Annotated in this window: 11 protein-coding genes; 4 read left to right on the top strand and 7 right to left on the bottom strand. The window is 67.9% G+C overall.

The window, feature by feature from the left end; translation table 11 throughout:
* Positions 1-63: 63 nt before the first annotated feature.
* From JMT67_RS00850 to JMT67_RS00860, 3 genes are read right to left on the bottom strand one after another with little or no spacing between them, the layout of a single operon-like run.
* Complete coding sequence (locus tag JMT67_RS00850) at positions 64-549, bottom strand: copper chaperone PCu(A)C (protein ID WP_054765391.1); 486 nt, start codon at positions 547-549, stop codon at positions 64-66.
* A 13-nt stretch (positions 550-562) separates the two neighbouring features.
* Positions 563-1,918, bottom strand: a complete 1,356-nt coding sequence (locus JMT67_RS00855) for a PepSY-associated TM helix domain-containing protein (RefSeq protein WP_201462457.1) — start codon at positions 1,916-1,918, stop codon at positions 563-565.
* The gene (locus tag JMT67_RS00860) at positions 1,918-4,002 is read right to left on the bottom strand and encodes a TonB-dependent receptor family protein (protein ID WP_201462458.1); all 2,085 of its coding nucleotides are present in this window, start codon (positions 4,000-4,002) and stop codon (positions 1,918-1,920) included. The genes JMT67_RS00855 and JMT67_RS00860 overlap by 1 nt, the downstream gene beginning before the upstream one ends.
* Before the next feature lies 1 nt (position 4,003).
* Between JMT67_RS00860 and JMT67_RS16370 the strand changes: the two genes are divergently transcribed.
* A complete protein-coding gene (locus JMT67_RS16370; RefSeq protein WP_267904127.1) occupies positions 4,004-4,132 on the top strand; it encodes a hypothetical protein in 129 nt (42 codons plus the stop codon).
* Between the two features lie 359 nt (positions 4,133-4,491).
* Here JMT67_RS16370 and pth read toward each other — a convergent pair whose 3' ends face one another.
* The 4 genes from pth to JMT67_RS16140 form a co-directional block, all read right to left on the bottom strand.
* Positions 4,492-5,112, bottom strand: coding sequence for an aminoacyl-tRNA hydrolase (pth, locus tag JMT67_RS00865; protein WP_183215926.1), 621 nt, complete (start codon positions 5,110-5,112; stop codon positions 4,492-4,494).
* An 87-nt stretch (positions 5,113-5,199) separates the two neighbouring features.
* The gene (locus JMT67_RS00870; RefSeq protein ID WP_201462459.1) at positions 5,200-5,817 is read right to left on the bottom strand and encodes a 50S ribosomal protein L25/general stress protein Ctc; all 618 of its coding nucleotides are present in this window, start codon (positions 5,815-5,817) and stop codon (positions 5,200-5,202) included.
* Between the two features lie 152 nt (positions 5,818-5,969).
* Positions 5,970-7,979: a hybrid sensor histidine kinase/response regulator gene (locus tag JMT67_RS00875; protein WP_233455746.1), complete on the bottom strand. Its 2,010-nt coding sequence runs from the start codon at positions 7,977-7,979 to the stop codon at positions 5,970-5,972.
* Positions 7,970-8,254 carry a hypothetical protein gene (locus tag JMT67_RS16140; protein WP_233455747.1) on the bottom strand — a complete coding sequence of 95 codons (285 nt, stop codon included), beginning with the start codon at positions 8,252-8,254 and terminating at the stop codon, positions 7,970-7,972. The genes JMT67_RS00875 and JMT67_RS16140 overlap by 10 nt, the downstream gene beginning before the upstream one ends.
* Before the next feature lie 152 nt (positions 8,255-8,406).
* Between JMT67_RS16140 and JMT67_RS00880 the strand changes: the two genes are divergently transcribed.
* The 3 genes from JMT67_RS00880 (at position 8,407) to pstA (ending at position 12,691) form a co-directional block, all read left to right on the top strand.
* Positions 8,407-9,819: a sensor histidine kinase gene (locus tag JMT67_RS00880; RefSeq protein ID WP_054765398.1), complete on the top strand. Its 1,413-nt coding sequence runs from the start codon at positions 8,407-8,409 to the stop codon at positions 9,817-9,819.
* Positions 9,820-9,963: 144 nt separating this feature from the next.
* Positions 9,964-11,394, top strand: coding sequence for a phosphate ABC transporter permease subunit PstC (gene pstC, locus JMT67_RS00885; protein ID WP_054765399.1), 1,431 nt, complete (start codon positions 9,964-9,966; stop codon positions 11,392-11,394).
* Positions 11,387-12,691 (top strand): phosphate ABC transporter permease PstA, encoded by a 1,305-nt coding sequence (gene pstA / locus JMT67_RS00890; RefSeq protein WP_054765400.1) that lies wholly within the window; start codon positions 11,387-11,389, stop codon positions 12,689-12,691. Before pstC ends, pstA begins: the two co-directional genes overlap by 8 nt.
* The last annotated feature ends 2 nt before the right edge of the window (positions 12,692-12,693 follow it).

Here is a 12,693-nt window from a genome sequence, read left to right on the forward strand (position 1 = left end):
CTCGTGAGGCGCGAGCCTTTAGCCGGTTCGAACCGGTTTGTCAGGCTCGCGCTTCAAAAGGCCTCAGTGGGCGGCGTGATCCATCCCCGCCATGGTCGGTTGGCGCACCGCCGCCTGAACCGTCACCTCGGGCGCCGAGGCGAACGTCAGGGTGATGGGCACGGTCTCGCCTGCGACCAGGGGGGCGGTCAGGCCGATCAGCATCAGATGATTGGCGCCGGGCGCCAGCTCGACCGCCTGACCGGCCGCCAACGGCAGGCCCTCGGTCAGTTGGGCCATCTTCATCATGCCGTTCTCGGTCTTCATCTCATGGACCTGAAGCTCGGCCGCGCGCGGGGTGGAGCCGCCGGTCAGCCGGTCGTCGGTCGCGGCGGTCAGGGTGACGTAGCAGCCCCCGGCCTTGGCTCCGTTGGGCGAAGGGCGGCACCAGGCGTCGGCGGCGGTCACGGCGGCGGCCGTCGCCTCAGCGGCAGGGGCCGGCTTGTCCGCAGGCGGGTTGCAGGCCGTCAGTGCAAGGGCGGCGACGGCGAGGGACAGATGGGTCTTCATGGCGTCGGTTCTTTCAGGAAACGGCGGGACGGCGCCGGATCATCGGCCGCACGGCTCGATCGAGCAATACGGCGAAGACCAGGCTCAGGCCCGTCAGGGGATAGAGGAGGGCGAGGGGCAGGACGATGCCCAGGACGGCGGCGCGGATGCGCGGTCCGGGCGGGGCGGGCGGGCCGCCCAGTCGCAGGCGCGACAGGTTCGGCGGGCGGCGCTTCCACCACATGACCAGACCGCTGATCGCCAGCAGCCAGACGCCGATACAGCCCAGCAGCATGATGATCCGGTTCAGCTGGCCGTACTGTGTGCCCTGGTGGGTATAGACGCCCCATTCGACGGTTTTGGCGCCGACGCCGAACCGGTCGTAGCCGAGGTCGGCCAGCAGACGCCCCGAGGCGGCGTCGATGTACAGGGACCGGCTGTCCTGAACCCGGCGGGCCTGTGTGGTGATCGTATAGGCCGTGCCGCCGGCGGCGGGGATGTTGACGGCGTAGGGCCGGGCCAGACCGGCGTCGTCGGCGGCCTTCAGCACCCGGTCCAGTGCGCCGTGGCCCGCGTGGTCGTGGGTCATGACCATTCCGTCCATGGCCCAACCGGCGCCGATGGGCTGGTCATGGTGTTCGGCGCGCTGCCAGGCTCCCGCGACAGGCGCGGGCGGGCGGCCCAGACCGCTGGACTTGACGGCGTCCATCACCGTGTCGCCCCAGAAGGCCGACCAGGGCATGCCGGTGACCGCCAGGAACAGCACCACACCGCCGACGTAAAAGCCCGTCAGGGCGTGCAGGTCGCGCCAGAAGGGGCGGCGTCGGGCGTCGGTCGTTCGGAGCGAGACGGTCGCGACAGCCCGTCCACGCGGCCACCACAGATAGAGGCCCGTGGCGAACAGGATGATGGTCCAGCCCGCCACGATCTCGACCAGGATGTTGAACGGCCGCCCCAGCAGGGTCAGGCTGTGGGTCTTCTTGACCAGTTCCATGAAGCCGCCGGCGGGAATGACGCCGGTGACGCGGCCGGTGTGGGGATCGACGAAGACCGTCTTCTGCACCCCGTCGGGTCGATCCACGCGCAGGCGAACGGCCTGGTCCGCCTGGGCGGGCAGGACCAGATTGGCGACCCGACCGCCGTCGGCCGCCTGGGCCGCCGACGTCAGCCAGGTTTCCGGCGCGGTCTGGGTTTGGGCCGCCGGCACGCGGATCATGTCCCGATAAAGGGCTCCGTCGATCTCGTCCTTGAACAGATAAAGCCCACCCGTCAGGGCCAGCAGCATCAGCACGGGCATGACGAAGACGCCGGCGTAGAAATGCCAACGCCAGACGGCGCGGTAGGCGCCGGACAGATCGTCCGGCGCCTGGGTTGTGGCCTTCCCGGCCATCAGTAGCTCATCCTGACGCCGACATAGGCCGAGCGGCCTTCGCCGGGGAAGAAGACGGCCTTCGAGACGCTGGCGAGGCTGGCGTCGGTGACGGCGCTGAAGTTGGAGACATAGGTTTCGTCGAACAGATTGCGCACGTCTGCGAAGACAGTCAGTCCATCCCGCACATCCCAGCCCATGTTCAGGTTCGCCACCGTATAGCCGGGCGACTTCAGAGATGGCGTATTGGCGTAGTCGACCCAAGAATCCGCCATTGACCATTCCACGCTGGGCGCCACGAACCAGCCTGCGGTGTGGTCATACCTCAACTCGGCCCGGTAAAGGTGCGGCGGCACGACCGGCAGATGGCCGTCGCCATATGTGCTGTCTCCGTCGAAGAAGAAGTCCGAGAAGGCATAAGTCTGGCGCAGGCGCCACTGCGGCGCGATCCGCCAATCCAGCCCGGCCTCAATGCCCTGGTGAACGGTCTCTTCGGCGTTGAAAGTGACGGTGGTGCCGAGCGTCGGGTTCGACACATAGTTCAGCAGTTCGTGGTCCAGGTCGGCGCGATAGGCGGTGACGTCCCAGGTCACCGGCCCTCGGCGACCGCGCGTGCCGATCTCCCAGGTCACCGCCTCCTGCGGGACCAGGGGCTGATAGCCGGCGGCGGTCGGCGACAGGGCCGAGAAGTTGGGCGGCTCGACCGAGCGGGTGACATTGGCAAAGACCTGATCGCCCTGCTCGTTTTCCCACAAAAGGCCGGCGCGGGGGGCGAACCAGTCGAAGCTCTTGTCGACGGTCAGGTCGATCGTGCCGGAGACGCCGGGGACCACATAGCTCTGATAGTCCCGCTCGGCGCGGCCCCAGGTTCCCCCGGCGACCAGGGCCAGGCGGTCGGTGACGAACAGCCGCCCCTCGCCGAAGACGTCCAGCCCCTTGCCGTTCTGGAAGCTGCGGGCGCGCAGGCCGTTCTGCTGTCCGGCCAGATTGCCCCACTGTTTGGCGTCCAGATCGCCCTGACGATACCAGGCGCCGTAGAAGGCGTCGGCGCGCAGGCCGAAGACCTGTCCCTGCCAGTCGAACCGTCCGAAGGCGCCGTAGTTGCGGCTTTCCTGATCGATCACCTGGAAGATGGGGTGGTCCAGATCCTTCCAGGTTCCATAGATCGCGCCCTCGAACACGGTGGACTCGTCCAGCCGCCAGCGCGTCTGCACCGTCGTGCGGACTGATTGCATATTGCGCTGGTAGTTCAGGGTGATGTTGCTCGGTGTCGCCGCCTGGGGTTTGGTCAGAGCGTCCGATAGGCTGACACTGCCGGGGATTTCCTGATGGATGTCGCCGCCCGAGACCAGCAGGCGCACCTCGCGGTCCTGACCGAAGCTGCGGCCGATATTGGCGGACAGGTGCAGGGACTTGCCCTCGCTCTGTTGACGCCAGCCGTCCACGCTCTGGCCCGTGACGGCGGCGAAGCCGTCCCAGTCGCCGCGAACGCCCGCCACCTCGGCATGGGCGCGCACCGTGCCATAGGAACCGCCGTCCAGCCGCAGGTTCAGGTTCGATGCGGCCGTGCGCCCGGTCGGGGCGACTAGATTGACCGCTCCGCCCAGCAGGGCGCCGCCGAAGCGCAGGGCGTTGCCGCCCTTGTACACCTCGGTATAGCGGGCGATCAGCGGGTCGATCAGCTGGAAGTCGCCGAAGCCGTCGGCCTCGTTGAACGGGACCCCGTCCTGGGCCAGCAGGGTGCCGCGGTTGTGGCTGGAGTTGCCGATGCCGGAGCCCCGGATCGAAAGCCGGATGTCGCCGCCCCACTTCTTCTGGGCATAGACGCCCGGCGCGTCGCGCAGCACGTCGGCGAGGCTGGGCGCATAGCGGTCGGCGTAGGATTCGGCCGAGACGACGGCGACCGCGCCCGGCGTACGGGCCAGACGTTCCCGCGCCTCGGCGACGACAACGGGGTCGTCGGCGTTGCGACGGGCGGTGACGATGACGGTGTCGAGCATGGCGGGCTCGGGCGTCTGCTGCGCCAGGGCGTGGCTCGCCCCCACAGTCGTGGACAGGGCGGCGAGCAGCAGGGCGCAGGGCGCCGCAGTGGTCTTGAGAGACATGATGATCCTGAAGTCAGAACGGGAAAGGGCGCGCGGGCGTGGGGCCGGCGCGGGCTTCGGTCTGGTTCAGGCGTGGGGCGGGGCGGTGGACGGCGGACGCGGCGGCGCGCGGGCCGGCGGCGGGGGCTGACGCGGGCGGGCGTATAGACGACGGTCTCGACCGTGCGGAGGACCGGCGCGGGTTCGGGCGCGGGCGGGACGGGCAGGGCGGCGGCCAGGGGCACGACGCAGGCTGCGCACTTGGCCCCAAGATGTTTGTTGACCGGGCCGTCCATGCCGCCGGACTGGATGGTCTGCGGCCCTTCTGCGGAACAGATGACCAGAGGCTGGCCCGGCTGGGCCGCCGCCAAGGCTCCGAACGGCAGCAGACTTCCGAGCACGATGGCGAAGACCGCCGCCAGGAAGGCGAGCGACTTCGATGTCGACCAATGATCGGCGCCGGAACGGTTCACGCCTCGCATCTACGGCGTTTCGCCAAGGGCGTACAGGCTACAGTTCGCCGCGCGCCGCTTGGCGGGGACTGAACTTGGGCGCCGGGGCCAGGCGCATGACCTCGCCCTGATAGCGTTCGTCGTCGCCGGCGACGGCGAAGGGCAAAGCGTCAGCGCAGGCCTGGAGCAGGGCGTCCAGCCAGGGCTGCTCCGCCTTGTGGAAGTCTCCCAGGACGTGGGGCATGACCATCTCCTTCTCGCCGGGATGGCCGATCCCCATCCGGGCGCGACGGAAGTCCGGTCCCAGATGACTGATCAGCGAGCGGATTCCGTTCTGGCCGGCTGCTCCGCCGCCGGTCTTCATGCGGAACCGACCGGGCGCCAGGTCGATCTCGTCATGGAAGACGATGATCTCGCTGGGCTTGATCTTGTAGAAGCGCGCGGCCTCGCTGACGGCCCGGCCGCTCTCGTTCATATAGGTCTGGGGCTTCATCAGCAGGACCTTGACCGGCCCGTTCGCCGTCTCGACCTGACCCTCGCTGACGATCGACTGAAACTTGGCCCGCTCGGGGCCGAACCGCCAGCGCCGCGCGATCTCGTCGGCGGCCATGAAGCCGATGTTGTGGCGGTTCTTCTCGTATTTGGCGCCTGGGTTGCCCAGGCCGGCGATGATGATCATGACGTCCTCATGCCGTGTGCGTCGCCCAAAGAAAAGCCCCGCCGCGGCGAGCCGGGCGGGGCTTGGTTCCGGCGATGCGACGAAGGCTCAGCCTTCGGTCGTCTCGGCCTCGGCGGCTTCGTCGGCGGCGGCCGACAGGGCGGCGGACGAGACCTTGATGGTGGCGATCACGAAGTCGCGGTCGGTGATGGTGGGCTGGGCGCCCTTGGGCAGGGCGATGTCCGAGATGCGGATGGTGTCGCCCATCTGCGCCTTGGCCAGGTCGACCACCAGTTCTTCCGGAATGCTGTCGGCCTTGACCAGGATTTCAACGGCGTGACGGACGACTTCCAGCGAACCGCCCTGACGGGCGAACGGCGCTTCGTCAGCGTTCTTGAAGTGCACGGGCACTTCGATCTTGACCGGGGCGTGCTCGTCGACGCGCATCAGGTCGAAGTGCAGGGGACGGTCCGACACCGGGTCGAACTGTACGTCCTTGGCGATGACCGGCTGGGTTTCTTCGCCGTACTTCAGCGTCACCAGATGGCCCAGCAGCTTGCCGGTGTAGAGCGACTTGCGGAAGTCCTTCTCGTTCACCGAAATGGAGACGGGGGCCTTGTCGCCGCCGTACAGGACGCCCGGCACGAAACCGGCGCGACGGGCGGCGCGGGCGCCACCGGTGCCGACGCCTTCGCGGACGTCCACGTTCAGAATGATCTCGGCCATCTGGCTCGCCTCAACAACAACGGAAACACCGCGCCAACCCTGGGCCCGCGCGGCGGGGGTCATGAACCCTCGAATTCAAGAGCGCGGGCTATTACACGCATCATGACGGATGTGCAACCGCCTGAGACCGGATCGGGGACCGCTCAGCGGAATCACGCCGCCTGGGCCTCGATCTTCGGCAGGGCGGCGGGGTCGATGACGATCGCCAGCAGTTCGGCGGCGTTGAACGGCTTGGCCAGATGGTGGTCCGCTCCGGCCGAGCGACCCGCCGCCACATGTTCAGGCATGGCGTTGGCCGTCAACATGACGATCGGGGTTCGCGCCGACCCGGTCGCGCTTTCATGCAGTCGAATCTCCCGGGTGGCCGTCAGGCCGTCCATCACCGGCATCTGCATGTCCATCAGCACCAGGTCAAAGCTGCGAAGACGGAAGGCGTCAACGGCCTCTGCGCCGTTTTCGACCATGCACAGCTCGACCGAGGTCTGGGCTAGAATCAGCTCGATCACCCGACGGTTGGTGGGATGGTCGTCGGCGACCAGCACCCGCACGGGACGGCGCAGGCGAGCCGGCGTTTCAGGGTCGGCCTGGGGTTCGCTCTGGGCCGGAGCGTCGCAGACCGACAGGGGCAGGGTCAGTATGAAGGCCGAGCCGCCCCCGGGCTCGCTTTCGCAATCCAGGTCGCCGCCCATCATCTCCGCCAACTGGCGGCAGATCGACAGCCCCAGGCCGGAGCCGCCGAACTTGCGCGTAATGCCGCCGTCGGCCTGTTCGAAGCGTCGGAACAGACGCTCTCTCGTCGCTGAGTCGAAACCGATGCCGGTGTCTTCGACGGTGAAGCGCAGGGTCGGCCCACGCGCATGGTCCGCTCCACGCTGGACGGTCAGGCCGACAAAGCCCTGGCTGGTGAATTTGACGGCGTTGGAGATCAGATTGGTCAGGATCTGCTTCAGGCGCACGACGTCGCCCCTGACCCAAAGCCCGTCTTCGACATCGATGTCCACATGGAAGCCGAGGTGCTTCTCGCGGGCGTTCTCGGCATAGAGCTGGGCCGCCTCGCGCACCGCGCCAGCCAGTTCGAAGGCGTCCTCAGTCAATTCCAGCCTGCCCGATTCGACCCGCGCCAGATCCAGAATGTCGCTCAGCAGGGTCCGAAGCGTCTGGCCGGAGGCTTGCATCAGATCCAGGATTTCGCGCTGCTCGGCCGTCAGTTCCGTCTTGGCTAGAGCCTGGGACAGGCCGATGACGCCGTTCAGCGGGGTGCGAATCTCGTGGCTCATATTGGCCAGGAACAGGCTCTTGGCCACATTGGCCGCCTCGGCCGCGTCGCGCGCCTCGCCCAGGGCGCGGGCGTCGTGCTTCAGGTCGGTGATGTCGTTGCAGACGGTGACGGTCCCACCCTCCGCCGTCCGGCGGTCCTGGATCCGCAGCCAGCGGTCGCCAGCCACCTGCTGCTCAATGAAGGAGGATGCGGCGCGGCGCGCCCTCAGCCGCTCGGCGATCCACTCGTCCTCGCGCCCGATGGCGTCGTCATACCGCCCTTCGTCCATGCCGATCCGAATCAGGTCCAGGAAGGGGGTCCCGACCTTTAGAAGCGGCCCCAGTTCCGGGTTCACCTGGGCATAGCGGGCGTTCCACAGCACCAGTCGATCGTCGGCGTCGAAGAAGGCCAGGCCGTCCGGCATGGCTTCGACCGCCTCGCGGATGCGCGCCAGGGCTCCCGCCCGCGTCATATAGGCCATGACCCCGATCACCCCGCCCGTTCCGCCGACGGCCAGAAAGACGAGGATGATCAGGGGGCGCATCGCCTCTGGAGACAAGGCGGCCTGCCGTCCCGCCGCCGGATCGGGCGTCACGCTCAGCGCCGCCGTACCCATGACATGGAGGAACATGATGGCGGCGACCGCCCCGCCGGCGCTCAACAACAGGCGAGGAAGGCTGCCCCGACGATGCAGGAAGGCGGTTGCGCCCGCGATGGCCATGCCGCCGACGATAGACAGAACCACCAGATCGGACCGCCACTCCATCCGACCGGACGCCTGGAAACCCACCATGCCCAGATAGTGCATGGCCGCCACGCCGGACAAGGCGATCAGCCCCGCAAACGTCCGCCACAGCCGTCCTCGCGCCAGGGCCACGACGACGGCCAAGCCGATCATCGCCATAGCAGTATGCTGGACCCCAGGGCCAGGCCGACGTCATAGGTCCCGCCCAGGCGGGCGGCCAGCGCCTTCATGGCCAGGACATGGGCCAGCCAGGTCGTGAGCGAGGCGACGATGCCGGCGGCGACGGCGAGCCGCCAGCGCGTCTTGACGTCCCGCCGGCGTGTCAGCTCGATCAACTGCAGGGTCGACGCCATTCCCGCAAAGCAGAAGGCGACGGCGAGCAGACTGAGCCGCCAGTCGTGACCGTACAGGACCGCGTCCATCGTCCGAACCAAGGAAGTTCCCCCTTTGGCGACAGCCTGCCTAAAACTCCTAAACAAACCGTGCGGTCAGGCTTGGAAAAATCGCCGGTCCTGTCGGCGCGGCGTCACAAAATCCGTGCAAGGATGGGATTTCCCCAACCGTTCGAGCGAGTCTCGCGCCGCCCATGTCCTATGATTCCTCGCCTTCGCCGGTGGCGCCGACCTCGACGTCTCGACTCTGGACGGTCGGCATCAGCATCGCGATCGCGGTGGGCGTTCTACTGGGTCTCGCCTTCGTCCATCCTCAAATCGCCGGATGGCTGGTCGGCGGGGCGGTGGTGGTGGCCGGATCGGCCTGGCTGCTGAACGCCCAGTCGCCGGCGCCGGCGCCGACGCCGACGCCGGAGGGCGCGCCGGCGGACGGGCCGACCGATCCCGTCACCGCCGACCTGCTCGACAGGGTGTTCGAAAGCCTGGACGATCCTGTTCTGATCGTCAGCGGCGGCGAGCCGGACGACATCGCCGGTCGGCGCATCGTGATGGCGAACAAGGCCGCGCGCGACCTGTTGCGGATCCATCGTCAGGGCGCGCTGCTGGTCCAGGTGATCCGTGAGCCGGGGGTGCTGGAAGCTGTGGACGAAGCCCTCTTCGGCGACGTCTCGCGCACGACAGACTACACCACCGGCGGGCAGCGGGACCGGCGTTGGCGCGCCTGGACCCGGCCATTGTCCACCGAGGCGGGGGAGGGGCGCGATCCCCTGGCCCTGGTCGTCCTGCGCGATGAGACCGCCGCGCGCCGCACCGAGATGATGCGCGTCGACTTCCTGGCCAACGCCAGCCACGAACTGCGCACGCCGCTCGCCTCGCTCAGCGGCTTCATTGAAACCCTGAAAGGTCACGCGCGCGACGACGCCGCAGCGCGCGACCGATTCCTGGACATCATGTCGGCCCAGGCGGATCGCATGGGACGTCTGGTCGCCGACCTTCTGTCGCTCAGCCGGATCGAGCTGAATGAACACATCCCGCCGTCAGGCCGGGTCGATCTGGATCGCGCAGCGGCCGACGTGGTCGACGCCGTCAGCATTCTGACCCAGGCCAAACAGATCGTCGTGGCCCTGGACCGCGGGGAGACACGCGCCTCCATAAACGGCGACCGCGACGAAATCCTCCAGGTCGTCCAGAATCTGCTCGACAACGCCGTCAAATATTCGCCTGCCGGGGGAACGGTGGAGATTTCGGTGCGCTCGGACCTGTCGTTCGACGAGGCCTGGTCGTCCCGCATGCCGGGCGCGACCCGGCTGCCGCTTGTCACGCCGGACCGGGCTGCGGGCGTCCTCTATGCCGCCGTCACCGTGCGCGATCACGGGCCGGGCATGGCGCGCGAGCACCTGCCGCGACTGACCGAGCGATTCTATCGGGTCGAAGGTCAAAAGAGCGGCGAGCGCCAGGGCACCGGACTGGGTCTGGCCATCGTCAAACACATCGTCAATCGCCACGAGGGCGGTCTGGTGGTGGAGAGCGCACCGGGTCTGGGCGCCGCATTTACCGCCTGGTTCCCCATGGTGGTCGAACGGCGGGATGTTCGCGCCGCCTCCTGATCGCCCCGCCGCGCCGCCTGCGCTGTTATGGAACTGTCATCAAGTCGTCTTATTCCGCTGACCATTCGCGGGCAGTAGTCGCGCCGCGTAGCCGCCGGATCGCCGGCCTTCTTTCGATTCGCGCCTGACCGCCTCGGACCCGGAATGATCTGGATTTACCTACTGATCCTCGTCGCGCTCAGCGTCGCCGCCTATCTGGGCGGTCGCGCCCTGGCCGTCCGCCGCGCCGTCGGGGCCAAGCCGCATTCGCGACCCGGACAGCATGGCGCCTACGCCCTGATCTGGGTCGCCGCGCCGGCCCTGCTGGTTCTGGTGCTGATGAGTCTGTTCTCGGCGCCCCTGGAGCGGCAGCTGACCGCAGTGGACACGCCGCCGGAGGTGGCCGCCCTGGATCCGTTCCGTCGCGACGCTTTCTTCGCCGACGCCCATCGCCTCGGTCGCGGCGAGCCCGCCCTTCAGATCTGGGAACGGCCCCTGGCCGAGCAGCTCCCGGTCGAAGCGCGCCGCATGGTCAGTATCGAGCGCACCTTGAAGTGGGGCGGGGGACTGGCCGCCGTCCTGGCCGCCGTCCTGGGCGGTCTGTTCGCCATGACCCAAATCCGTCCCCAGACACGCGCGCGCAACCGGGTGGAAGGCTGGGTGTACGGCGCCCTGTTCGTCTGTTCCGCCATCGCCGTTCTGACGACGATCGGCATCATCGCCTCCCTGGCCTTCGACTCCTTCCGCTTTTTCCAGCGGGTCCCGATCTTCGACTTCCTGTTCGGAACCCAGTGGAGCCCCCAGATCGCCATCCGCGCCGACCAGGTGGGATCGACCGGGGCCTTCGGCGCCGTGCCCCTGTTCGCGGGCACCCTGCTGATCATGGCGATCGCCATGTGCGTGGCCGCGCCGATCGGACTTCTGTCGGCCATCTATCTGTCGGAATACGCCGGGCGCGGCACGCGGGCGGTGGTCAAGCCGCTGCTGGAGATTCTGGCCGGGGTGCCGACGGTGGTCTACGGCTTCTTCGCCGCCCTGACCGTGGGGCCGCTCCTGCGGGTCTTCTTCAATGAAATCGGGCTGTTTCTGATCGGCGGACCGCTGGACGGCCTCGGTCATTATCTGGCCCTGGTGCAGAACCAGATGGCTCTGACGGCCGGCGCTGTGATGGGGATCATGCTGATCCCCTTCGTCTCCTCCCTGTCGGATGACATTCTGAACGCCGTGCCCCAGACCCTGCGCGACGGCTCCTTCGCCATGGGCGCCACCAAGTCGGAGACGGTGAAGCGGGTTCTTCTGCCGGCCGCCCTGCCGGGCATCGCCGGCGCCCTGCTGCTGGCCATGTCGCGCGCGATCGGCGAGACCATGATCGTGACCATGGCGGCGGGCCTTGCGGCCAACCTGACCTTCAATCCGCTGGACACGGTGACCACCGTCACGGTCCAGATCGTCACGCTGCTGACCGGCGACCAGGAGTTCAACAGCGCCAAGACCCTGTCGGCCTTCGGCCTGGGGTTGACCCTGTTCATGGCGACCCTGGTGCTCAACATCGTCGCCCACCGCATCGTGCAGACCTATCGGGAACAATATGACTGACGCGACCTCCGATCGCCTCGCCGGCGCGACCGACAGGACGCGGCTGGACCGACTGCGCGCCGGGCTGAAACGACGCCACGCCAAGGAGGCGCGGTTCAAATGGTATGGCCGTCTGGCCATCGCCGCCGCCGTCCTGTTCCTGGCGATCCTTCTGGTGCGGATCGTGGAGCAGGGGCACACCGCCTTCTACACCCATACGGTGACCGTCCCGGTCTATATGGACCCGGCCCGCGTGGATCGGGCCTATCCTCAAGGGTCCAACTTCGAGCAATTGGCCGCCGAGCAGCAGCTGGCGCGCTGGGGCGTTCAGGACGACGCTGCCGGTCGCGCCTCGGCCGAAATGCGCGGCCTGTTCTCGTCCGAGCTGAAGTTCGTCGCCGCCGACCTAGTCGCCAAACGCCCGGACGTCATCGGCGAGACCGTGCCCCTGGCCGCGCCCCTATCGGACGATGCGGACCTGTATCTGAAAGGCGAGATTTCGAAATCGACCCCTGAAGACCAGCGCCGTCTGACGGATCGGCAGATCGCCTGGTTGGAGCGGATGCAGGCCGAGGGGGTGGTGGGGGCGCACTTCAACACCGCCCTGTTCACCAACGGCGACTCGACCCAGCCGGAACTGGCGGGCGTGCTGGGCGCGGTGGTGGGTTCGGCCCTGATGCTGATGGTCACCGCCCTGATCGCCATTCCGCTGGGCGTCGGCGCAGCGGTCTGGTTGGAGGAGTTCGCGCCCAAGAACAGGCTGACCGACATCATCGAGGTCAATATCAACAACCTCGCAGCCGTGCCCTCGATCGTCTACGGCCTGTTGGGCCTGGCGCTGTTCATCAACTGGATGCACCTGCCGCGCGCCAGTCCCCTAGTCGGCGGCCTGGTCCTGGCTCTGATGGCCCTGCCGACCCTGGTCATCGCCACCCGGTCCTCGCTGAAGGCGGTGCCGCCCTCGATCCGGGAGGCGGCCCTGGCCATGGGCGCCTCGCGCACCCAGACGGTGTTCAGCCACGTTCTGCCCCTGGCCATGCCGGGCGTGATGACCGGCGCCATCATCTCCATGGCCCACGCCCTGGGCGAAACCGCGCCCCTGCTGCTGATCGGCATGGTCAGCTTCGTGCCGGGCGTGCCGCACGCCATCGACCAGCCGGTCGGCGCCCTGCCGTCGCTGATCTACATTTGGGAAAACGCCTCTGAACGCGCCTTCCACGAACGCACGGCTGCGGCGATCATCGTTCTGCTCGTCTTCATGATCATCATGAACGCGGCGGCTATCATCTTGAGGCGGCGCTTCGAGCGCCGGTGGTAAGA

Origin of the sequence: Brevundimonas aurantiaca (assembly GCF_904830995.1) — a bacterium.
Classification (GTDB): Bacteria; Pseudomonadota; Alphaproteobacteria; order Caulobacterales; family Caulobacteraceae; genus Brevundimonas; species Brevundimonas aurantiaca.

Coding starts and splice junctions, on each gene's coding strand:
- JMT67_RS00850 (WP_054765391.1), bottom strand. CDS start 549: ATGAAGACCCATCTGTCCCTCGCCGTCGCCGCCCTTGCACTGACGGCC.
- JMT67_RS00855 (WP_201462457.1), bottom strand. CDS start 1,918: ATGGCCGGGAAGGCCACAACCCAGGCGCCGGACGATCTGTCCGGCGCC.
- JMT67_RS00860 (WP_201462458.1), bottom strand. CDS start 4,002: ATGTCTCTCAAGACCACTGCGGCGCCCTGCGCCCTGCTGCTCGCCGCC.
- JMT67_RS16370 (WP_267904127.1), top strand. CDS start 4,004: ATGATCCTGAAGTCAGAACGGGAAAGGGCGCGCGGGCGTGGGGCCGGC.
- pth (WP_183215926.1), bottom strand. CDS start 5,112: ATGATCATCATCGCCGGCCTGGGCAACCCAGGCGCCAAATACGAGAAG.
- JMT67_RS00870 (WP_201462459.1), bottom strand. CDS start 5,817: ATGGCCGAGATCATTCTGAACGTGGACGTCCGCGAAGGCGTCGGCACC.
- JMT67_RS00875 (WP_233455746.1), bottom strand. CDS start 7,979: ATGGCGATGATCGGCTTGGCCGTCGTCGTGGCCCTGGCGCGAGGACGG.
- JMT67_RS00880 (WP_054765398.1), top strand. CDS start 8,407: ATGTCCTATGATTCCTCGCCTTCGCCGGTGGCGCCGACCTCGACGTCT.
- pstC (WP_054765399.1), top strand. CDS start 9,964: ATGATCTGGATTTACCTACTGATCCTCGTCGCGCTCAGCGTCGCCGCC.
- pstA (WP_054765400.1), top strand. CDS start 11,387: ATGACTGACGCGACCTCCGATCGCCTCGCCGGCGCGACCGACAGGACG.